The organism is Herbaspirillum sp. NPDC101397, from assembly GCF_044767325.1.
GTDB lineage: Bacteria > Pseudomonadota > Gammaproteobacteria > Burkholderiales > Burkholderiaceae_D > Herbaspirillum.
The window spans coordinates 439617-461775 of sequence record NZ_JBIWNS010000006.1; the positions used below are offsets into that span (position 1 = coordinate 439617).

20 protein-coding genes and 2 pseudogenes are annotated in these 22159 nt (G+C 62.3%); 3 read left to right on the forward strand and 19 right to left on the reverse strand.

What is annotated here, in order from left to right:
* Positions 1 to 69: 69 nt before the first annotated feature.
* The 5 genes and pseudogenes from ACIROW_RS17160 to ACIROW_RS17180 form a co-directional block, all read right to left on the reverse strand.
* Entirely contained in the window at positions 70 to 804 is a 735-nt protein-coding gene (locus ACIROW_RS17160; RefSeq protein ID WP_402277713.1) for a hypothetical protein, read from the reverse strand.
* Between the two features lie 276 nt (positions 805 to 1080).
* A pseudogene (locus ACIROW_RS17165) lies at positions 1081 to 1242 on the reverse strand (zinc-ribbon domain-containing protein); the annotation flags it as partial.
* Between the two features lie 226 nt (positions 1243 to 1468).
* Positions 1469 to 2227, reverse strand: coding sequence for a DNA-3-methyladenine glycosylase (locus ACIROW_RS17170; protein ID WP_402277659.1), 759 nt, complete (start codon positions 2225 to 2227; stop codon positions 1469 to 1471).
* 32 nt (positions 2228 to 2259) lie between these two features.
* Positions 2260 to 3555 (reverse strand): diaminopimelate decarboxylase, encoded by a 1296-nt coding sequence (gene lysA, locus ACIROW_RS17175; RefSeq protein ID WP_402277661.1) that lies wholly within the window; start codon positions 3553 to 3555, stop codon positions 2260 to 2262.
* Positions 3556 to 3576: 21 nt separating this feature from the next.
* On the reverse strand, positions 3577 to 3813 hold the full coding sequence (locus ACIROW_RS17180; RefSeq protein ID WP_402277662.1) for a lipoprotein: 237 nt from the start codon (positions 3811 to 3813) through the stop codon (positions 3577 to 3579).
* Positions 3814 to 3853: 40 nt separating this feature from the next.
* Between ACIROW_RS17180 and cyaY the strand changes: the two genes are divergently transcribed.
* Entirely contained in the window at positions 3854 to 4189 is a 336-nt protein-coding gene (cyaY, locus tag ACIROW_RS17185; protein WP_116436925.1) for an iron donor protein CyaY, read from the forward strand.
* A gap of 15 nt (positions 4190 to 4204) precedes the next feature.
* On the opposite strand, the gene glpK is transcribed toward cyaY, so the two are convergent.
* From glpK to glpD, 8 genes are all read right to left on the reverse strand, one after another.
* Entirely contained in the window at positions 4205 to 5686 is a 1482-nt protein-coding gene (glpK, locus tag ACIROW_RS17190; protein WP_402277663.1) for a glycerol kinase GlpK, read from the reverse strand.
* A gap of 130 nt (positions 5687 to 5816) precedes the next feature.
* Positions 5817 to 7544 (reverse strand): ABC transporter substrate-binding protein, encoded by a 1728-nt coding sequence (locus ACIROW_RS17195; RefSeq protein ID WP_402277665.1) that lies wholly within the window; start codon positions 7542 to 7544, stop codon positions 5817 to 5819.
* A gap of 129 nt (positions 7545 to 7673) precedes the next feature.
* Complete coding sequence (locus tag ACIROW_RS17200) at positions 7674 to 7955, reverse strand: DUF2160 domain-containing protein (RefSeq protein WP_116436927.1); 282 nt, start codon at positions 7953 to 7955, stop codon at positions 7674 to 7676.
* A gap of 2 nt (positions 7956 to 7957) precedes the next feature.
* Positions 7958 to 8776: a carbohydrate ABC transporter permease gene (locus tag ACIROW_RS17205; protein ID WP_402277666.1), complete on the reverse strand. Its 819-nt coding sequence runs from the start codon at positions 8774 to 8776 to the stop codon at positions 7958 to 7960.
* Complete coding sequence (locus ACIROW_RS17210) at positions 8769 to 9659, reverse strand: carbohydrate ABC transporter permease (protein WP_116436929.1); 891 nt, start codon at positions 9657 to 9659, stop codon at positions 8769 to 8771. Before ACIROW_RS17210 ends, ACIROW_RS17205 begins: the two co-directional genes overlap by 8 nt.
* Before the next feature lie 3 nt (positions 9660 to 9662).
* Entirely contained in the window at positions 9663 to 10751 is a 1089-nt protein-coding gene (locus ACIROW_RS17215) for an ABC transporter ATP-binding protein (protein WP_402277667.1), read from the reverse strand.
* 1 nt (position 10752) lies between these two features.
* Positions 10753 to 11838, reverse strand: coding sequence for an ABC transporter ATP-binding protein (locus tag ACIROW_RS17220; RefSeq protein ID WP_402277668.1), 1086 nt, complete (start codon positions 11836 to 11838; stop codon positions 10753 to 10755).
* A 137-nt stretch (positions 11839 to 11975) separates the two neighbouring features.
* On the reverse strand, positions 11976 to 13490 hold the full coding sequence (gene glpD, locus ACIROW_RS17225; RefSeq protein ID WP_402277669.1) for a glycerol-3-phosphate dehydrogenase: 1515 nt from the start codon (positions 13488 to 13490) through the stop codon (positions 11976 to 11978).
* Positions 13491 to 13632: 142 nt separating this feature from the next.
* Between glpD and ACIROW_RS17230 the strand changes: the two genes are divergently transcribed.
* Entirely contained in the window at positions 13633 to 14391 is a 759-nt protein-coding gene (locus ACIROW_RS17230) for a DeoR/GlpR family DNA-binding transcription regulator (RefSeq protein WP_402277711.1), read from the forward strand.
* A gap of 109 nt (positions 14392 to 14500) precedes the next feature.
* Positions 14501 to 14983 (forward strand): type II secretion system major pseudopilin GspG, encoded by a 483-nt coding sequence (gene gspG / locus ACIROW_RS17235; protein WP_402277671.1) that lies wholly within the window; start codon positions 14501 to 14503, stop codon positions 14981 to 14983.
* Positions 14984 to 15048: 65 nt separating this feature from the next.
* Here the strand turns inward: gspG and ACIROW_RS17240 are convergent, their stop codons facing one another.
* The 6 genes and pseudogenes from ACIROW_RS17240 to ACIROW_RS17265 form a co-directional block, all read right to left on the reverse strand.
* Positions 15049 to 15246, reverse strand: coding sequence for a hypothetical protein (locus ACIROW_RS17240; protein ID WP_402277673.1), 198 nt, complete (start codon positions 15244 to 15246; stop codon positions 15049 to 15051).
* 30 nt (positions 15247 to 15276) lie between these two features.
* Positions 15277 to 16635, reverse strand: coding sequence for an ATP-dependent protease ATPase subunit HslU (gene hslU, locus ACIROW_RS17245; RefSeq protein WP_402277675.1), 1359 nt, complete (start codon positions 16633 to 16635; stop codon positions 15277 to 15279).
* Positions 16636 to 16661: 26 nt separating this feature from the next.
* Positions 16662 to 17198 carry an ATP-dependent protease subunit HslV gene (hslV, locus tag ACIROW_RS17250; protein ID WP_007878415.1) on the reverse strand — a complete coding sequence of 179 codons (537 nt, stop codon included), beginning with the start codon at positions 17196 to 17198 and terminating at the stop codon, positions 16662 to 16664.
* A gap of 262 nt (positions 17199 to 17460) precedes the next feature.
* The gene (gene putA / locus ACIROW_RS17255) at positions 17461 to 21147 is read right to left on the reverse strand and encodes a trifunctional transcriptional regulator/proline dehydrogenase/L-glutamate gamma-semialdehyde dehydrogenase (RefSeq protein ID WP_402277677.1); all 3687 of its coding nucleotides are present in this window, start codon (positions 21145 to 21147) and stop codon (positions 17461 to 17463) included.
* A gap of 217 nt (positions 21148 to 21364) precedes the next feature.
* Complete coding sequence (locus ACIROW_RS17260) at positions 21365 to 21760, reverse strand: RcnB family protein (protein WP_402277679.1); 396 nt, start codon at positions 21758 to 21760, stop codon at positions 21365 to 21367.
* A 168-nt stretch (positions 21761 to 21928) separates the two neighbouring features.
* Positions 21929 to 22159 (reverse strand): annotated as a pseudogene (locus tag ACIROW_RS17265) (ABC transporter ATP-binding protein); the annotation flags it as partial.

Here is a 22159-nt window from a genome sequence, read left to right on the forward strand (position 1 = left end):
TGGTCGAACCGACTTTCCGATGACTTGCAGAGAGAATGTCCGGCCGATGGCCGGACTTCCGGGTGACGCTCAGTTGCGGTCGTAGGACGGGCAGCCGTCTTTGCCCCATTTGCCGTTGCAGACTTCCCACATGCATTTTTCGCGCACGAAGAAAGACTGGCGCTGGCATTCGGCGACCCGTTCTGCGGTCGGCGATGCACCTGGCGTAAATACCTTGGTCGGACCAGGTGCGGCATTGGCCGCCTGCGCTGCATTGGCGCGCGCCTGCGCTTGCGCTTCGGCCAGACGGGCACTGCGTTGATCCCGTTCAGCCTGCAACGCCTCCGCCTTTTTCTTGCGCGCTTCTTCTGCGGCAAGTTTTTTGGCTTGCAACTGCGCCTTCTGGGCGGCAAGTTCTTCAGGCGAAGGCTGCTTGATTTCCGGTGTCGCAGCGATGGCAGCTGGGGTCGCTACCGCTGCGGCGACGGGTACTTGGGGTTCTGCGGCCGGAGCTGCAGACGGGGCTGCAGCCAGTTCCGTAGCCGGTTTGGTTTCCACTGCGACGACCGGCTCCACGGGGGCGATGGCAGCTGGTGTAGCTGCGGCCGCTACCGCTGCGGAACTGGCAGTACCGGCAGTGCCGACATGGGAATACCACCACACACCGCCCGCTGCAATCGCAATCGCCATAACGCCGATCGCGGCGATCAACGGCCGGCGCGAGCCGGGCTTGGCGCTGCGGATCGGATCAGGCGTTGTTGCTGCGGTAGTGGGCGCCTGCTCGTGCGGCGCGGCGATCGATGCTGGAGGCGTTGGCGTTGACAACGGAGCCGGCGTGAACTCAGGCTTCGGGGCAGGTGACGGCACAGGCTCAGGAGTCGCTTTGGAAGCAGGTTCAATCAACGGTTCAGAGCGGACTTCGGGAGCCGCGATCACTTGCACGGGTTCAGGTGCGGCAGGAAGCGGGGACGATTCCGGCAATGCATCCGGCAAAGATTCAGGTAGCGGCGCCGAAGCAATTGCCGGCGGGGGCGACGCCACGGGAGGCACGGCAGCTGCGACAGCAACTTTGGCGGCATGCATCTGTGTGCCGCACTTGGCGCAAAACTTGGCAGACGGTTTGTTGGCGTGCAGGCAGGTCGGGCAAGCGATGGTATCGACCGGCGGTGGCGGTGGTGCGGAAGATGCGGCGAACGAGGTCCCGCAAGACAGACAGAATTTCGCCGAATCCCTGTTTTCGGCGCCACAGTGCAGACACTGCATATTGCTTTCCCCTTGTTTTTATTGATGACGGCAATGATGTGATGTGAAGCTATTCTTCTTGCCGCCGCCATTCTGACGTATCGTTTCTCAAAAGAAAACAAAAACCACCCTTCTTGCGCCAAGAATACGCAGCAGGATGTAAAACAGCCGATGGCTGTCACGCTGCCGTAATAAAACCTGGCTGAAGCTCGATCGTCACGCCAACAGTTCGGCGGGGGTATCCGCGTCAGGAAGAGCGTGGGTCGCTGGTGACAGGAATGACGCCACGGGGGAATTCCTGCACGGCCGCCGGCTTGCCGTCGCGATCAACCCAGCGATAGTCCGCCGGCGCACTCTGCCCCTTGCGCAGAGGATTGCGCGTGCAATGGCGGGCGTAAGCAGGATCGACGAAACGGTAAGGGAGGTGCTCGTCGCGCCCGGCCGGGATGCCCAGCCGCGTGGTTTCGATCAGCGTCTGCGGCGCTTCGCCGACATCGTCGACAAAAAATTCAGCAGGATCAAACGCGCCGGCGTCCCAGTCGGGCACGCGCAAGGCCAGCGATTTGCACAACAGGGTCTGGCCGGCACAGAGCCGGCTCAGGGGACGCGCGCCGCCCTGCGCGTCGGGATTTTCCGCCTGCATCACCGCCAGCGCGGCGGGACCGGCGATCGGGTCGATCCAGGGATAGGCCGATTTGATCAAGACAGCATTGCCCGGACCGGCGGCGCTGACATTGAGCGAATCGCCGCCGCGCGCGTAGTACATGTAGATGGTGCCGCCCTCCATGAACAGGGCGCGGCGTTTGTGGGTGTAACCCAGCGAGGCATGGCTGCCGCGCTCGTCCAGACAATAGGCTTCGGTCTCGATGATGCGGGCGGACAGCCACTGGTTTTTCCAGCGGCGCCGCAAGACCTTGCCGATCAGGGCGCGCGCCAGGGCGGGACTATCCTGGTCGAAGAACGCCGCATCCAGCATGGTGAACCGGGCCGCGTCAGTCGTAGTCATGCGACCCATGCGCTTGCCCGGCGATGCCGCTATCAGCCAGCGATGGATTCCAGCGCGAACAGGTCGGCCGGGTTTTCACGCTTGCGGATCAGGTGCACCTGGTCGCCATCGACCAATACTTCGGCGGCGCGGCCGCGCGTGTTGTAGTTGGAGGCCATGGTCATGCCGTAGGCGCCGGCCGACATCAGCGCCAGCAAGTCGCCGGGCGCGATCGCCAGTTCGCGGTTGCGCGCCAGCCAATCGCCGGATTCGCACACCGGACCGACGACATCATAGGTCTTGGCGGCGTCCTGGCGCTGTTGCACCACTTGCACGCCGTGCCAGGCTTCGTACAGGGCCGGACGCATCAGGTCGTTCATGGCGGCGTCGACCACGGCGAAATTCTTGCTCTCGCCGTGCTTCAGGTATTGCACTTCGGTCACCAGCACGCCGGCGTTGCCGACGATGGAACGGCCCGGTTCGAACATGACCTTGATTGCGCGACCGGCGTATTTTTCCTTGCGCCAGGCGTCGACGCGGGCGAACAGACGGCCCAGGTAGTCGCCGACCGGGACCGGTTGTTCGTCGTCGTAAGTAATGCCGATGCCGCCGCCGATGTCGAGGTGGTGGATGGCGATGCCTTCGGATTCGAGCTGGTCGATCAGTTCGATCACCTTGTCGAGCGCTTCCAGCAGCGGCGCGTCGTCGAGCAATTGCGAACCGATGTGGCAGTCGATGCCGACCACTTCAATGTTCGGCAGTGCAGCGGCGTCGCGATAGCAGGCCAGCGCGTCTTCGTAGGCGACGCCGAACTTGTTTTCCTTGAGGCCGGTGGAGATGTACGGATGGGTCTTGGCGTCGACATTCGGATTGACGCGCAGCGAAATGCGCGCGCGCTTGCCGGCTTCGCCCGCGACTTCGTTGAGACGATGCACTTCGGGAATCGATTCGACGTTGAAGCACAGGATGTCGTGTTGCAACGCCAGGCGCATTTCGTCGCGGCCCTTGCCCACGCCCGAGAAGATCACCTTGCGCGGATCACCGCCGGCGGCAATCACGCGCAGCAGCTCGCCGCCCGAGACGATGTCGAAGCCGGAACCAAGCTTGCCCAGCACGTTGAGGACGGCAAGGTTGGAGTTGGACTTGACCGAATAGCAGACCAGCGCGCCGCCATTATCCGCATTTTCAGTGCGGCCGGCTTTCTTGCAGGCGTCGGCGTAAGCGGAATAATTGGCGGTCAGCGCTGCCTTGGAATAGACGTACAGCGGCGAGCCGAACTGCTTGACCAGCGCGTTCAGAGGCAGATTTTCGGCATGCAGCACGCCGTCGCGGTAAGAAAAATGGGACATGAGATAAGGTACGGCGAGAAATTATTTGGAACTGCTGGAGGGTGCTGCGGCCGGTGCAGGCAAGGAAATCGCCGGCACGCCGGCATCATCGGGCACGGCCGGTTTGCTCATGTTGTCGGCGGGCGCAGTGCGCACGCGCTCCGCCGGCGGTTTGCCGATGTAGAGCGGGCCCTTCTGGCCGCAACCTGCCAACAGCAGGGCAAACATGGCGGCGCCGAGCAGCGGACGGACGGGAGAAAAATGAAATGGAGACTTCACGATAGAATCACGGGTTTACATCAATGTCTCGGAGTGTAGCATGACAGAATCAGAATTCCTGGCCCTCGCGGATTCCGCGCTGAACGCGATCGAAGCCGCGCTGGAGCAGGCTACCGACGACACCGACCTCGACGTCGAATGCAGCCGCAGCGGCAATGTCCTTGAAATCGAATGCATCGATAACGGCTCCAAAATCATCGTCAACAGCCAGGCGCCGATGCAGGAGTTGTGGCTTGCCTCCAAATCGGGTGGCTATCACTTCAAATACGACGGCAAACAATGGCTGAGCGCACGCGACGGCAACGAGCTGTACGCAACGCTGTCGGCATCGGTCACCGAACAGGCCGGCGTGGCCGTGACACTGAGCGCGCCCTGATCAGACGCAACAGCGTCAACCCGCACTCACCTGTTTGATGGCGCGCTCCCAGGTCTGGATTTTGGTCAGCGCTTCGTCGCGACTCATGGTCGGCAGGAAGGTGCGTTCCATGCGCCAATGCTGCGACAACTCCGCCATGTCGCGATAGACACCGGTGGCCAGGCCCGCCAGGCTGGCGGCGCCCAGCGCGGTGGTCTCCGTGACCTGCGGACGGATCACCGGAATGCCGAGCAAGTCGGCCTGGAATTGCAGCAGCAGATTATTGGCCGAGGCGCCGCCGTCAACGCGCAGTTCAGTGATCGGCGAGACTGCGTCGCGCACCATCGCCGTCAGCAAGGCGGTGCTCTGGAAGGCAATCGATTCCAGCGCGGCACGCGCAATGTGCGCCACCGTGCTGCCGCGGCTGAGGCCGACAATCGCGCCCTTGGCCGAAGGGTTCCAGTACGGCGCGCCGAGGCCGGTAAACGACGGCACGAATACCACCCCGCCGGAGTCCGGCGCCGAGGCCGCCAGTTCTTCCACATCCGTTGAATTCTTGATCGCCTTGAGGCCGTCGCGCAGCCACTGCACCACCGCGCCGCCGATGAAGACGCTGCCTTCCAGCGCGTATTGCTTGCGCTCGCCGACCTGGCACGCCGCAGTGCTGATCAGGCCGTTACGCGACTGCGCGCACTGGTCGCCGGTATGCAGCAGCATGAAGCAGCCGGTGCCGTAGGTATTCTTGGCCATGCCCGGCTGGAAGCAGGCCTGGCCGAACAAGGCCGACTGCTGGTCGCCGGCGATGCCGCCGATCATCACCGTCGCACCCAGGTGCCCGGCGTCGGTGCGGCCGTACAGATGTGACGAGGGATGCACTTCCGGCAGCATCGAACGCGGCACGTCCAGCCATTCCAATAGTTCATCGTCCCAGCTGCCGGTATGGATGTTCCACAGCATCGTGCGCGAGGCGTTGGACACGTCGGTCATGTGCAGGCGCCCGGCCGTCAGGTTCCAGATCAGCCAGGCGTCGACGGTGCCGAACGCCAGCTCGCCGCGCCGTGCGCGCTCGCGCAGGCCGGGCACGGTATCGAGTATCCAGTGCAGCTTGGTGCCGGAGAAATACGGATCGAGCACCAGGCCGGTCTTGGCCTGGATGGGATCGGTCAGGCCGCGCTCGCGCAAGTCGGCGCAGATGGATTCGGTGCGGCGGTCTTGCCAGACAATGGCGTTGTGCACCGGCTTGCCGGTGGCGCGGTCCCACACGACGGTGGTCTCGCGCTGGTTGGTGATGCCCAGCCCGGCCAGGTCGGCGGCCTTGATGCCGGCCTGCGCCAGCACCTGGCGGCAAGTCTGCAGCTGACTGTTCCAGAGATCCAGGGGATCGTGTTCAACCCAGCCGGGCTGCGGAAAGATCTGACGAAACTCTTGCTGCGCGGTGGCGACGATGGCGCCGGTCTCGTCGAAGATGATGCTGCGTGAGCTGGAGGTGCCCTGGTCGAGGGCGAGCAGATATGCCATGACATTTGCCTTACAAAATACGTCGCTGTGAAGATCACAGCGTAACAATGATTGCGCCGGGCCGGAAGGAAAAACGTCATCCCGGCAGTTGCCGGAATGACGTTCAGGATTGCGAGACCTTCAAATCATCCTAACGGACTTTTCCATCTTTCCATGCTTGCAGCAGTTTGTCGTAAGGGATGGTTTCACCCTTCGGCTTTTCGTTGGCCAGCTTGGTCCATGGCGCGCCCTTGTCGGACATCCAGCTCGCAGGATCCTTCTTGTCGTTGAGCTTGGGGGCGCAGTTCTTCATGCCGGCGCGCTGCAGCCGGGCCATGATGCCGTCCATTTCTTCGGCCAGGTTGTCCATCGCGCCTTGCGGTGTCTTTTCGCCGGAAATGGCGGTGGAGATATTCTTCCACCACAGTTGCGCCATCTTCGGATAGTCGGGCACGTTGTTGCCGGTCGGTGTCCACGCCACACGTGCCGGGCTGCGGTAGAACTCGATCAGGCCGCCGTACTTGGCCGCGTTCTTGGTGAAGTATTCCGAACGGATGTCGGAATCGCGGATGAAGGTCAGGCCGACGATCGATTTCTTGAGCGACACGGTCTTGGAGGTCACGAACTGGCCGTACAGCCAGGCGGCGGCCATCTGGTCAGGCGGCGTGCTCTTGAGGAAGGTCCAGGAACCGACGTCCTGATAACCGTTCTGCATGCCTTCCTTCCAGTACGGGCCGTGCGGTCCCGGCGCCATGCGCCACTTCGGCGAGCCGTCGGTGTTGACCACCGGCAGACCCTGCTTGGTCATGCCTGCGGTAAAGGCGCTGTACCAGAACACCTGCTGCGCGATATGGCCTTGGGCGGGAACCGGACCGGCTTCGGAGAAGGTCATGCCGAGCGCTTCCGGCGGTGCGTATTTCTTCATCCAGTCGAGGTACTTGGTCAGCGCATAGACCGCCGCCGGCGAGTTGGTGGCGCCGCCGCGCGACATTGACGCGCCTACCGGCGTGCACTTGTCGGCCGCCACGCGGATGCCCCACTCGTCGACCGGCAAGCCGTTCGGCAGACCCTTGTCGGCGGCGCCGGCCATCGACAGCCAGGCATCGGTGAAGCGCCAGCCCAGCGACGGATCCTTCTTGCCATAGTCCATGTGTCCGAAGATCTTCTTGCCATCCAGTTCCTTGACGTCGTTGGTGAAGAAGGCGGCGATGTCTTCGTAGGCCGACCAGTTTTGCGGCACGCCCAGCTCATAGCCGTACTTGGCCTTGAACTTGTCCTGCAGATCCTTGCGTGCGAACCAGTCGGCGCGGAACCAGTACAGGTTGGCGAACTGCTGGTCGGGGAGCTGGTACAGCTTGCCGTCCGGCGCGGTCGTGAAGCTGGTGCCGATGAAGTCCTTCAGGTCGAGACCGGGATTGGTGTATTCCTTGCCGGGGCCGACCATGTAGTCGGACAGCACCACGGTCTGGCCGTTGCGGTAATGGGTGCCGATCAGGTCGGAGTCATTGACCCAGCCGTCATAGATCGACTTGCCCGATTGCAGCGAAGTCTGCATCTTTTCGACCACGTCGCCTTCCTGGATCACGTCGTGCTTGACCTTGATGCCGGTGATTTCCTCGAAGGCCTTGGCCAGGGTTTTCGATTCATAGGCGTGGGTGTCCAGGGTTTCCGACACCACGTGGATTTCCTTGACGCCCTTGGCTTTCAGTTTGGCGGCGGCATCGATGAACCATTGCATTTCGCTCAGCTGTTGCTGGCGCGACAGCGTGCTCGGCTTGAATTCGCTGTCGATCCACTTCTCGGCCGACTTGGTGTCGGCCCAGACATTGCCAGCCACTGCAATCGCAGCGGCCAGCACGGTAAGTTTGAATTTTTGCATCACGTCTCCTCGTCACCTTCCCAAAGATGGTCGCGCCGGAGAGGGAAGGACATTCCCCGAACGCGTCATTTCATTCCAGTTTTTTTTATTCTGAGCAAACCGGAAATTGAATCCTGGCCATGCATAAAATCAGCCCTTGCGCATGACGATAAATAAGGCCGCAAACCCGAGCACGGCGGCGTACCACTGGTCCAGGTCGGTCACCGCGACCCACGCCAGATTGATGTAGGCGGCGCTCAGCAAGCCGATGAACAAACGGTCGCCGCGGGTCGTGCGCAGCGGCAGGAAACCCTTGCGCTCCACCGTCGGCGAGCGGATTTCCCAGATCGTCATGCCGACCAGCATGAGCGCGATGCAGATGAAAAAGACGGCGATCGGCGGCGTCCACGACATCCATGAAAAAGCAGCCATCGTCACACCCTCCCCATCGCGAAGCCCTTGGCGATATGGTTGCGCACGAACCAGATCACCAGTGCTCCCGGAATAATCGTCAACACCCCGGCGGCAGCCAGGATGCCCCAGTCCATGCCGGCCGCCGAGGCGGTGCGCGTCATGATGGCGCTGATCGGCTTGGCGTTGACCGAGGTCAGCGTGCGCGCCAGCAGCAACTCGACCCAACTGAACATGAAGCAGAAGAACGCCGTCACGCCGACGCCCGACTTGATCAGCGGCAGGAAAATCCGCAGGAAGAAACGCGGGAACGAAAAGCCGTCGATGTAGGCGGTCTCGTCGATCTCGCGCGGCACGCCCGACATGAAGCCTTCCAGGATCCACACCGCCAGCGGCACGTTGAAGAGCATGTGCGCCAGCGCCACCGCGATGTGGGTATCCATCAGCCCGACTGTCGAGTACAGCTGGAAGAACGGCAGCAGGAACACCGCCGGCGGCGTCATGCGGTTGGTCAGCAGCCAGAAGAACATGTGCTTGTCGCCGAGGAAGCGGTAGCGCGAAAACGCATAGGCCGCCGGCAGCGCCACCAGCAGCGACAGCACCGTATTGATGGCGACGTAGATGATGGAATTGATGTAGCCGGAGTACCAGGAGGCGTCGGTGAAGATCACCTTGTAGTTGTCCAGCGTCGGCTGGTTCGGCCACAGCGTGAAGATCGCCAAGGTTTCTTCGTTGGTCTTGAGCGACGTATTGAACAGCCAGTACAGCGGGATCAGCGTGAAGGCGATGTACAGCGCCAGCGTCAGCACGCGCGGCCAGCTGCTTTGCTTGTCTTTATTCATGATTGGCTCCTGTCGCCTGGTTGCCATTGCCTGCGCTTTGCATCCAGTTGTACAAGATGAAGGACAGCAGCAGGATGATCAGGAAGTAAATCAGCGAGAACGCCGCGGCAGGTCCCAGGTCGAACTGGCCGACCGCCTTCTGCGTCAGGTACTGGCTCAGGAAAGTGGTCGAATTGCCGGGCCCGCCGCCGGTGAGCACGAAGGGTTCGGTGTAGATCATGAAGCTGTCCATGAAACGCAGCAGCACCGCGATCACCAGCACGCCGCGCATCTTGGGCAGCTGGATGAAACGGAACACCGCCCAGCGGCTGGCACCGTCGATCTGCGCCGCCTGATAGTACGCATCCGGAATCGAGCGCAAGCCGGCGAAGGCCAGCAAGGCCACCAGCGGCGTCCAGTGCCAGACATCCATCACCAGCACGGTGATCCAGGCGTCGAGCGAATTGGAGGCGTAGTTGTAGTCCATGCCGAGGCGGCTCAACACATAACCGCCCAGGCCGATGTCGGCGCGTCCGAATATCTGCCAGATGGTGCCGACCACATTCCATGGAATCAGCAGCGGCATGGCCAGGATCACCAGCGCCGCCGACGATTTCCAGCCCTGCGCCGGCATCGACAGCGCCAGGCCGATGCCCAGCGGAATCTGCACCAGCAGCACGCAGAATGAAAAAATCAGCTGGCGCAGCAGCGCCGAATGCAGCTCGCTGTCGCGCATCACGGCGCGGAACCATTCGAGGCCGACGAACACGCTCTGCTCGGGACTGATGATGTCCTGCACCGAATAATTGACCACCGTCATCAGCGGGATGATCGCGGAGAACGCGACCGTCAGGAACACCGGCAGGATGAAAAACCAGGCCTTGTTGTTGTATGGCTTGTTCATGACCTATCGCCCTATCCTTTCGTCATTGCTGAAGAAGATCGTTTCCGTCTTCGCCAGGCGCAGCCATTGCGGGCCATCGCTCAGTTTGGTCGAGGCATCGAGCCTGGCCTTGACGATCTGGCCCCCGAATTCCGCCGTGAGCAGCTGGCTGGTGCCGAGATGCTGGACCTGCACGACCTTGGCGCTGACCGCGCCGGGCGCGCCGGCCGTGGTCAGCTCGACGAATTCCGGCCGGATGCCCAGCTTGAGTTCGCCGTTGGCGTGCTTGAGCGCCTGCAATTGCGCGGCGTCGACGTCCACGCGCTGCTCCCCGATCACGACGGCGTCGCCGTCGATCTGCAGCGGATAAAAGTTCATGCCGGGGCTGCCGATGAAATAGCCGACGAAGGTGTGATCGGGACGCACAAACAGGGCTTCCGGCTTGCCCTGCTGCACCACCTTGCCGTTGGTCATGACCACCACTTCATCGGCAAAGGTCAGCGCCTCGACCTGGTCGTGGGTGACGTAGATCAGAGTCAGTTTGAGCTGGTGGTGAATCTGCTTGAGTTTTTGCCGCAGCTGCCATTTCATGTGCGGATCGATCACCGTCAGCGGTTCGTCGAACAGGATCGCGGCAACGTCCTTGCGCACCAGTCCGCGTCCCAGCGAGATCTTTTGCTTGGCGTCGGCCGACAGGCCGCTGGCGCGCTGCTTGAGGTCGCGCGTCAGTTCAAGGATGTCGGCGATTTCATGCACGCGCGCGCGCACTTCACTCTCCGCCACCTTGCGATTACGCAGCGGGAACGCCAGGTTGTCGAACACGCTCATGGTGTCGTACAGCACCGGGAACTGGAACACCTGGGCGATGTTGCGTTCGCGCGTTGGCATCTGCGTCATGTCTTTGCCGTCGAACAGCACCTGACCTTCGGACGGCACCAGCAGACCGGAAATGATATTGAGCAGCGTCGACTTGCCGCAGCCGGACGGGCCCAGCAAGGCGTACGCGCCGCCGTCTTCCCACACCATGTTCATTGGCTGCAGAGCGTAGTCCTGCAGCGACGCCGGATTGGGTCCGTAAGCATGGCCGAGATTGCGAAATTCAATACGTGCCATGTCAGTCTCCCTGCGGGGCGCTCAACAGGCGGCCCTCGGTATCGAACAAAAAAATCTGTGCGGCGTTGATGTTGACCTGCACCGCGCTGCCGATTTCGAGCGCATGCACGCCGGGCAGTTGCGCCACCAGCGCATCGCGACCGTGGCGCAGGTGCAGATAGGTTTCGGAGCCGCTCAGTTCGGCCAGGCCGACCGTGCAGGCCAGCGTCACGCCGGCGCCCGTGAGCGCTTGCAGGCGCACGTCGTTGCAGCGAATTCCGACCTGGCAACGCTGGCCCGAAGTCAGCATCAGATTGCGGCCGACGACCGTCAGCACGCTGCCGTCGTCGAGCTTCACGCTGTCATTGCCGATGGCGGTTGCCGCCAGCATGTTCATCGGTGGATCGTTGAAGATGGCCGCCACTTCGGTCGAGGCGGGCGCGTTGAACAATTGCAGCGTCGGCCCGAACTGCAACAAGCGGCCGGCATGCATCACGGCGGTGTGGCCGCCGAGCAGCAAGGCTTCCTGCGGTTCAGTGGTGGCGTAGACCACGGTGGTGTCCCCGCCGGTAAACAGGGAAATCAATTCGGAACGCAGTTCTTCGCGCAGCTTGTAATCGAGATTGACCAACGGCTCGTCCAACAGCACCAGCGGCGCGCGCTTGATCAGCGCCCGCGCCAGCGCGGTGCGTTGCTGCTGACCGCCGGACAGTTCGCCGGGCAGGCGTTGCAGCAGGTGCGCGATGTGCAGTTTTTCGGCGATCCCGGTGACGCGCTGGTGGATTTCCTGCTGCGGCAATTTTTTCAGGCGCAGCGGCGAGGCGATGTTTTCGTACACGCTCAGCCCCGGATAATTGATGAATTGCTGGTACACCATGGCCAGGTTGCGCTCGCGCACGCCGACACCGGTGACGTCCTTGCCGTCGACCAGCACGCTGCCGCTGCCGGGCTTGTCCAGTCCGGCGATGATGCGCATGAGCGAAGTCTTGCCGGCCTGCGTCGGGCCCAGCAGGACGTTGATGCCACCCGCCGCCAGCTTCAGATCAAGCGGATACAGGTGCGTTTCCGCACCGACCGTCTTGGTCACTTGTCTTAGTTCCAGGGTCACGCTGTCTCCTTGCTGCTGTTCTGTTTAGAGCGGCTAGCAAAGACGCTGCTGGCGGCGTTGCTTCTCCTAGCCGTACTTACGTACTGTCTTCGTCGGCGCGCCTTGCCATCGACGTTTTTGCTAGCCGCTCTTATTACTCATCTCTGTTCTTCCAGCCATTGCTGCACGCGCGCCACGTGCTGCGGCCGGCAATACAGGCCCAGCTTGCTCCGGCGCCACAGGATGTCTTCCGCGCTGCGCGCCCATTCGACGTCGTGCAGATAACGCGCCTCCGTCTCGTAGAGTCCCGGCGCCAGTTCTTCGCCGAGATCGGCGAGACCGGCGGCGCCTTTGAGCAGACGTTCGGCGCGACTGCCGTAGCTGCGCGCGTAGCGCTGCGCCAGCGCGGAAGGCAGCCAGGGATGGCGTGCGCTGAAAGCCGCCAGGAAACGCGCGAAGTCGTAGTGCCGCACCAGCTTGCCGGCCTCTTCGAGATCGCCGCCAGGCAACGGTGCATCGGCAGTCCACGACGGCGCCTTGAGTCCCAGCCGCGGCGACAGGATGGCCAGCGCTTCCGCGGCGAGCTTGCGGTAGGTGGTGATTTTTCCACCCCAGACGTTCAACATGGGCGCCCCGCTGTCGTTGCATTCGAGCAGATAGTCGCGCGTCACGGCGGAGGCGTTGGAGGAATTGTCGTCCAGCAGCGGACGCACGCCGGAGTATGTCCACACCACGTCTTGTGCGGAAATCTGGCGCGTGAAATAGCGGTTGGCCATGTCGCACAGATAGTCGATTTCCGCAGCACTGATCTCAACCTTGCCGGCGTCGCCGGTGTATTCCAGGTCGGTGGTGCCGATCAGCGTGAAGTCGTCCTGATACGGAATCGCGAAAATGATGCGCTTGTCGGGATTCTGAAAAATGTAGGCGTAAGGATGATCGAAAAGACGCTTGACGACGATATGGCTGCCCTTGATCAGGCGCAGGCCGTAGCTCTTGCTGGCACCGGGAACGGCGTCGGCGAATTGCGCGGTCCACGGACCGGCGGCGTTGACGATGGCGCGCGCCTGCACCTGGATGCGGCCGTCCTGTTCATTCTCCAGCGTGGCGCGCCAGAGCTCGCTCTCCCGGCGCGCTTCGGTGCATGTGGTGCGGGTGAAAATACGGGCGCCGCGTTCGCTGGCGTCGAGCACATTGAGCGCCACCAGGCGGGCATCGTCGACCCAGCCGTCGGAGTAGACGAAGCCACGGCGGTAGTCACCCTTGAGCGGCTTGCCGGCGGCATGTTCGTTGAGCTTGAGTCCCTGCGAGGCCGGCAGGATTTCGCGTTTGGCGAGATAGTCGTACATCAGCAGGCCGGCGCGGATCAGCCAGGCCGGACGCTGGCCGGCGTCATGCGGCATGATGAAGCGCAACGGCCAGATGATGTGCGGCGCGGCGCGCAGCAGCACTTCGCGTTCCTGCAAGGCCTTGCGCACCAGCTTGAATTCGTAATACTCGAGATAGCGCAGCCCGCCGTGGATCAGCTTGGTGCTGGCAGAAGACGTGTGCTGCGCCAGATCGTGCTGCTCGCACAGGATCACGCGCAAACCGCGGCCGGCCGCGTCGCGGGCAATACCGGCGCCGTTGATGCCGCCGCCGACCACCAGAAGATCACATTCAAGAAGTGTGTTCAACTTGTCTCCGGATTTTATATTTGCCGCATGGTATTTTTTGGCTACGATACGCGACAACGTGAAAACAAATCAACAATTATTTTGTTGTTTTCAATTCGATTATGTTTTTTAATGTTCATATGATCATTAACCAATTTCCATGATGCTCAATCCGCGGCAACAAACCCTGCTCGACTGCGTGCGCAAGCACATCACGATTTCGGTGGAAGAATTGGCGCGGAAGCTGGATGTAACGACGCAGACAGTGCGCCGCGACGTCAAGGCGATGGTGGACGCCAAGTTGCTGGCGCGCTACCACGGCGGCGTCGGCCTGCTCTCCTCGACTGAGAACATCGCCTACCCGCAGCGCCAGGTGATGAACGCCGAGGCCAAGCAGCGCATCGGCAAGGCGGTCGCTGCGCGCGTGCCGGACGGATGTTCACTGATCCTGAACCTGGGCACCACCACCGAAGAAGTGGCGCGCGCGCTGCATCGCCACAGCCACCTGCATGTGGTCACCAACAATCTCAATGTCGCCAGCATGCTGGCCAGCAATACCGCGTCGGAAGTGATCGTCACCGGTGGTGTGGTGCGCGCGCGCGATCGCGGCATTGTCGGCGAGGCAACCATCGACTTCATCCGTCAGTTCAAGGTCGATATCGGCATCATCGGTATTTCCAGCATCGAGCTCGACGGCGTGCTGCGCGACTTCGATGCGCGCGAGGTCAAGGTGGCGCAAACCATCATCGAGCAATCCCGGCAAGTCTGGCTGGTCGCCGACTCGAGCAAGTTCGGCCGCCAGGCGCTGGTGAAGATGGCGCACCTGTCGCAGATCGACGTCTTGTTCACCGATGCGGCTCCGCCACCGGAGCTGGCGAAGTTGCTGCAGGAAACCGAGGTCGAGGTGGTGCTGGCGACCTGAGCCTGAACAAATCCACGAACGGAACTTCCAGGCAATCCGACTCCGCCATACCAAAGCCGACGCTTCGGCTTTATACTCTCGCATCTCGCTTTACTGGAAAGAAAGTCCGATGCGCCGCATAGTTACGCGACACGTTTCCCCTACGCAACTTCTCCCGCCATTTTTTTCACTGCAACGCGGCCTGAGCAAATTACAGATGTTGACTGCAGTTGCGGTTATCGCGGTGGTGGCCATCGTCGCCGCGCCGCGCCTGCTCAACGTCGTCAACCACGCCCATAGCCCGCAAATCGTCGCCGCCGAGCAGGACATCGCCGAGATCGAAAAAGGCCTGCAGCTATACAAGCAGGATATCGGCCGCTATCCCACCACCGAGCAAGGCCTGCTGGCGCTGATCGTCAAGCCCGGCCGCGCGCCGGTGCCCAAGGAATGGAAGACCGGCGGCTACCTCGACCGACTGCCGCGCGATCCGTGGGGCAACGCCTACCAATACCAGCTGTCCGAAGACGGCAACAGCTTCGATGTGTTTTCCTTCGGCGCCGCAGGTCCGGATGAAGGCGTCGACCAGGCCGGCGTGATTCGCGGCAAGCATTGACGCCGGCGCCACCGCCATGAAAAAAGCCACGGCATGCCGTGGCTTTTTTATTGCGCTTGACCTGATCAATCCTGGCCCGGTTCATCCAGTTTCTTTTTCACCTCGCGGCGCGCCGACTGCCGCACAGCGGACGCGGTCTTGCGATGCGGGCCGGCGGCGCGCTGTTTGGCGGCGACCGCCACCGGATTGCGCGGCTTGGCAAGTTGCGAAGGCTCGATGCGGAAGCTCAGCTTCTGCCGCGTTCCCAGCGTCTTGTTTGCCATACCGCCCTCCTTCGGTTCACCAGGCGTCGCTTACAGCACGTAGCGCGACAGGTCTTCGTTGACCGCCAGTTCACCCAGGCGATCCTTGACGTAGGCGGCATCGATGGCGATGGTCTGCTCACCGGTTTCACCGGCGGAGAACGAAATCTCTTCCAGCAGTTTTTCCATCACGGTGTACAGACGGCGCGCGCCGATATTCTCGGTTTTTTCATTGACCGAAAACGCGATCTCCGCCAGTTGCTGGATGCCGCTGTCGTCGAACTCGACCTTGACGCCCTCGGTCTCGAGCAAGGCCTGGTATTGCTTGGTCAGGCAAGCGTCGGTGCCGGTCAGGATGGTTTTGAAATCATCGATCGACAAGGAATCCAGTTCGACGCGGATCGGAAAACGGCCCTGCAATTCCGGAATCAGATCGGACGGCTTGGCCAGATGGAACGCGCCCGACGCGATGAACAGGATGTGGTCGGTCTTGATCATGCCGTACTTGGTGTTGACGGTGGTGCCTTCGACCAGCGGCAACAGGTCGCGCTGCACGCCGGCGCGCGAAACGTCCGCCGTGCCTTGCGAGCGCGTGGCGATCTTGTCGATTTCATCGAGGAAGACGATGCCGTTCTGTTCGACGTTGGTGATGGCCTTCTGCTTCAGTTCTTCTTCGTTGACCAGCTTGCCGGCTTCTTCCTCGATCAGGAACTTCATGGCTTCCCTGATCTTGATCTTGCGTGTCTTCTTGCGGTTATTGCCCATGCCGGAAAACATGCTCTTGATCTGCTCGGTCATTTCTTCCATGCCCGGCGGCGCCATGATTTCCATTGCCGGCGAAGAGTCGGACAATTCGATCTCGATTTCGCGGTCGTCGAGCGCGCCTTCGCGCAGGCGCTTGCGGAAAGTCTGGCGCGTGGTGCTGCCTTTTTCTTCCACGCCATCGCCGGAGGCGGCGGCGTTCTTGTTGCCTTCCGGCGTGAAGCCGAAATCGCGCGCCGGCGGCAGCAGGATGTCGAGTACGCGGTCTTCGGCGGCGTCTTCGGCGCGCGCACGCACCTTGCGCACTTCGCCTTCACGCGTCTGCTTGATGCCGATGTCGATCAGGTCGCGGATGATCGTGTCGACGTCGCGGCCGACATAGCCGACTTCGGTGAACTTGGTGGCTTCGATCTTGATGAAAGGCGCGTCGGCCAGCTTGGCCAGGCGACGGGCGATTTCGGTCTTGCCGACGCCGGTGGGGCCGATCATGAGAATGTTCTTGGGCGTGATCTCGTGGCGCAGCGGCTCGGCGACCTGCTGGCGGCGCCAGCGGTTGCGCAGCGCAATGGCGACGGCGCGCTTGGCGCGACCCTGGCCGACCACGTGTTTATCGAGTTCGGAAACGATCTCTTTGGGAGTCATGTTCATGGTGTGTGCTTTTCTGTGCCGGACGCTTAGTCCAGGGTCTCAATGATGTGGTTCAGGTTGGTGTAGATGCAGAGTTCACCTGCAATCACCAGAGATTTCTTGACGATGTCGGCGGGCGACAGCTCGGTGTTTTCCTGCAGCGCCTTGGCCGCGGATTGCGCAAAGGTGCCGCCCGAGCCGATTGCGCCGATGCCGTCGGTGGGCTCCAGCACATCGCCGTTACCGGTGATCACCAGCGTGCTGTCACGGTCGGCGGTCAGCAACATGGCTTCGAGGCGACGCAGCATGCGGTCGGTGCGCCATTCCTTGGCCAGCTCGACCGAAGCGCGCATCAGGTTGCCCTGGTGCTTTTCCAGCTTGGATTCAAACAGGTCAAGCAGCGTAAAAGCATCGGCCGTGCCGCCGGCGAAACCGACCAGGACCTTGCCGTTGTAGAGCTTGCGCACCTTGCGTGCAGTGCCCTTCATGACCACGTTGCCCAGCGTCACCTGGCCGTCGCCGCCCAGCGCCACGGTGTTGCCGCGTCGGACGGAGAGGATGGTCGTGCCGTGAAATTGTTCCATGCGAATGCCTCAATGAATGTGTTGCGCAGAGTGTTGCTTTGCTTGTTCTGGTGAAATGGGGACAGCCGTGCAGATTGCAAGGAGTCGTGGGACGCGCAAGTCCGCCGGTGCCGAGGCGTTATTTTACGCCGCTGCGGCAAGGGACAGAATGCGGGGAGGAGAAGACGCAGACAGATGACAATCTGTCTACTTTGGAAGAATGTAAAACGCCGTCATCCCGGCGTATGCCAGGATGACGGGATGACAGGATGACGGCAGTACCTTAAACCGACAAGGTCATCAGGCTCGCATTGCCGCCCGCTGCCGTCGTGTTGACGCACAGCGCGCGTTCTGCCACCAGACGCCACAAGGCAATCGGCATGTCTTCCGCCGTCGGCACCAGCGGCACCAGTGCGCCGTCACGGGCTGCCAGGACGCCGCGCCATTGCGCGATCACCGGACCATCGACCAGCGCCAGATGCAAGTCCAGCGCAGCGACGTCGCCGCTGAGTTCGATGGCTTGGCGCGCGTCGGCCGGCAGACCGGCCGGGATCAGCTTGCCTTGCGCAGCCGGCACCACGGCGGTGTTACCGGTGGCGAGCACCGCAGCGATCTGGTTCAGCAGCGCGGCGACGTCGGCGGCCGCGCACAGGATCTTGCCGCGCGGTGCAAACGACAGCGTGTTGCGCTCGCCGGTCGGCCCCGGCAAGGTCAGCGTCTTGTACAGCAGGCTCTCCTGCACATAGGTCGCGCCCAGTTGCGCCAGCTTGGCATGGCCGTGGGTCGCGGCCCAGTCGAGCAGGGATTTCAATGGTTGCGATGCCGCCTGCCCGGCGTCGTTGAACAGCTTGACATCGGCGTGACGTTGCAGGCGTTTCAGATACAGCGGGCCGCCGGCTTTGGGGCCGGTGCCGGACTTGCCTTCACCGCCGAACGGCTGCACGCCGACCACGGCGCCGACGATGTTACGGTTGACGTAGATGTTGCCGACGTGGGCGCGGTCGGCGACGAAGGCGATGGTCTCGTCGATGCGCGAATGCACGCCCAATGTCAGGCCGTAGCCGCTAGCGTTGATGGTGTCGATCAGCTGCGGCAACTGGTCGCGGCGATAACGCAGCACGTGCAGCACGGGGCCGAACACTTCGCGCTTGAGCTGGGTGATGGAGTCGATCTCAATCACGGTCGGCGCGACGAAAGTACCGTGTTCGTGGCGTTCGTCGAGCGGCAATTGGTAGACCTTGCCGCCCTTCTTCATTTGCTCGATGTGGGCCAGCAAGTGCGTGCGCGCCTCGTCGTCGATGACCGGGCCGATGTCGGTTTCCAGACAATCCGGGCGGCCGATGCGCAACTCCTGCATGGCGCCCTTCAACATGGTCATGGTCTTGTCGGCGATGTCTTCCTGCAGGCACAGCACGCGCAGTGCCGAGCAGCGCTGGCCGGCGCTGTCGAAGGCCGAGCTCAGCACATCCTGCACCACTTGTTCGGGCAAGGCGCTGGAGTCGACGATGAGCGCGTTCTGGCCGCCGGTTTCGGCGATGAACGGAATGTCGCCGTGCTCGTCCTTGCTTCCATTCGCCAGCGTGCGCGCAGCTAAAGTTCTATTGATCAGTTGTGCGACTTCGGTCGAGCCGGTGAAGATCACGCCCTTGACGCGCGCGTCGCCGGTCAGTGCGGCACCGACGGTGTCGCCGCGACCCGGCAGGAATTGCAGCGCCGCGCGCGGCACGCCCGCTTCATGCAGTAGCTGCACTGCGCGATGCGCGATCAGCGGCGTCTGTTCGGCCGGCTTGGCCAGCACCACGTTGCCGGCGGCCAGCGAAGCGCTGACTTCGCCGATGAAGATCGCCAGCGGGAAATTCCACGGGCTGATGCAGACCACCGGCCCCCACGCCAGCGCATTGCCGTCGTGGCGCGATTGCGTCGCGTAGTAGCGCAGGAAGTCCACCGCTTCGCGCACTTCGGCGATCGCATTGGGCAGCGACTTGCCGGCTTCGCGCACGGCCAGCGCCATCAGTTCGGCCTGGTGTGTTTCGAATAGATCGGCGGCGCGCTCCAGCGCGTGCGCACGGTCGCCGGAAGACACCGCCTGCCATTGCACGGCGTACTCGGTGGCGGCATGCAAGGCGCTCTCGACGTCGTCGCGCGAGGCTTCGATGACCTGGCCCACGAGGTCGCGGCGGTCGGCCGGATTGGTGATCGGCTGCGTCTCGCCGATGGACACGGCGCCGTCATGCAGCAGCGGCGCGGCTTGCCATTGCTGGGCGCTCAGTTGCGCGAAGGCATGCTCGAGTCCGCGCAGGGTGTCTTCATTGCTGAGGTCGACGCCGGCGGAATTCTTGCGCTCTTCGCCGTACAGGTTGCGCGGCAGGGTGATCTGCGGATGCGGTTCGCCGCCCGATTTTTGCACGGTGACGATGGGGTCGGTGATGAGCGTGTCGATGGCGACATTCTCGTCGACGATCTGATTCACGAAGGACGAATTGGCGCCGTTCTCCAGCAGACGACGGACCAGATAGGCGAGCAAGGTCTGGTGCGAGCCGACCGGCGCGTAAATGCGGCAGGCCTTGCCGAGCTGGTCGGCGCCGACTACCTGGTCATAGAGCGTCTCGCCCATGCCGTGCAGGCACTGGAATTCGTAGTCGTCGATCTTGTGCTGCTGCGCCCAGGTGTAGATGGCAGACAGCGTGTGCGCGTTGTGCGTGGCGAATTGCGGATAGATGACGTCGGTTACGGCCAGCAGTTTTTGCGCACAGGTCAGGTAGGACAGATCGGTGTGCACCTTGCGCGTGTAGACCGGATAGCCGGACAGGCCGTCGACCTGGGCACGCTTGATTTCGCTGTCCCAATAGGCGCCCTTGACCAGCCGCACCATCAGCTTGCGCCCGCTGCGGCGCGCCAAGTCGGCGAGGTAGTCGATCACGAACGGGCAGCGCTTCTGGTACGCCTGCACCACGAAGCCGATGCCTTCGAAACCGTCGAGGTCGCGGTCGAATGCCAGCGCTTCCATCAGGTCCAGCGACAGCTCGAGGCGGTCGGCTTCTTCGGCATCGATGTTGAGGCCGATGTTGTAGGACTTGGCCAGCACCAGCAATTGCTTCAGGCGCGGCAGCAGTTCGCTCATCACGCGCGCATGCTGGGCGCGGGAATAACGCGGATGCAGCGCCGACAGCTTGACCGAAATGCCGGGGCCGTCCTTGATGCCGCGGCCGTTGGAAGCGCGGCCGATGGCGTGGATCGCGTCTTCGTAGGATTGGTAATAGAAGTCGGCGTCGTGCCCGGTCAGCGCCGCTTCGCCGAGCATGTCGTAGGAATAGCGATAGCCGCGCTTTTCGTTGTCGCGGCTGTTGGCCAGCGCTTCGGCGATGGTCTGGCCCGTGACGAACTGGTTGCCCAGCATGCGCATGGCGAGGTCGACGCCCTTGCGGATCAGCGGTTCGCCGCCCTTGTTGATCAGGCGCGTGAGCGCCGAGGCCAGGCCGCTTTCGCTGCTGGTGCCGACCAGCTTGCCGGTGATCAGCAGGCCCCAGGTGGCGGCATTGACGAACAGCGAGGGCGACTCGCCCAGATGCTTGCGCCAGTCGCCCTTGCTGATCTTGTCGGCGATCAGGCGGTCGGCGGTCTGGTGATCGGGAATGCGCAACAGTGCTTCGGCCAGGCACATCAACGCCACGCCCTCTTCCGACGACAGCGAGAATTCATGCATCAGCGCATCCACGCCGGACGAGCGCGTGCGCTTGGTGCGCACCGCCTGCACCAGCTTGCGCGCCAGCTTTTGCGACGCCTCGGTCCAGCTCGCGTTGCTTTGCACCTGCGCCAGCAGCCACTGCACGGCGCCGCGTTCGTCGCGGCGATAGACGGCGGTAATCGCGGCGCGCAATGGCGTCGGATTCTGCATGACTTCCTGTTGGAAGACGCTGAAGGCGGGAGCAAAGGTGGAAGAAGGGACGGAAGGATGGGAGGCGCTGTTCATATTGGTTTGTCTCTGAAAAATCAGCAAAATACGATTTTTTGCTTGCTGCGATTCTATTCGGGATTAACCAATATTAATTCTGCATTTAAGGCAGTTATTGCGAATTTAATTTTTAAAAAGTGAATTAAGGAGAATTAAATTCTTAGCCACATCGACTGCAGGAACGACAAAAACGCCCGTCGCGTTCCAGCGGCGGGCGCATTCTGCAGGACAGAATTTAATTGTTCAGAAGCAATTGCAGGATGATGCCGGTGCCGATTGCCGCCAGCACGTAGTCGCCGCCGGTCTGCACCCATTGATAGCCGCGCGGTGGCGCGCTCAGGCGGTGCTCACGCCAGTTGTTGACGACGTATTGGCGGTTGCGGTATTCCGGCGGCAGGCGGTCGCCGCGATGGAAAGCGTGGTTGGGACCGGCGCCGCGTTCGTCGCGACGATCGGGACCGCGATGGTCGTCGCGGCGGTTGTCATGGCGATCCGGCGGACCACGGCGATCATCCTGGCCTGGCGGCGGACGGCGGTCGTCGCGACCGTATTGTTGCGCCTGGGCGAAAGGTAAGGCGCCGACGGCGAGCGTCAGTGCGAGAACCGAGGAGACGATGGATTTCTTATTCATGGAGGGCTCCCTTATATATGGACAATCTGAAACCCCGCCGCACGCATTGTTGCTCCCGATGCGGCGGGACCATACAGTGGAGACCTTAACAAGCCCCTTCGTTCCCTTAAGTATGTATCTGAATGCTACCTGACGACTTTGTCAGGATCGGCCCTCTTTAGTTGCCGTTTAGCCTTCACCCAGATACGCCGCCTTGACGCGCGGATCATTCAGCATTTCCTTGGCGTTGCCGCTCATGGTGATCAGCCCCGACTCCATCACATAACCCCGGTGCGCCGCCTCCAGCGCCAGCTTGGCGTTCTGTTCCACCAGCAGGATCGTGATGCCCTGCGCCGACACGTTGCGAATCACCTCGAAGATCTTCTCCACCATGATCGGCGACAGGCCCATTGACGGCTC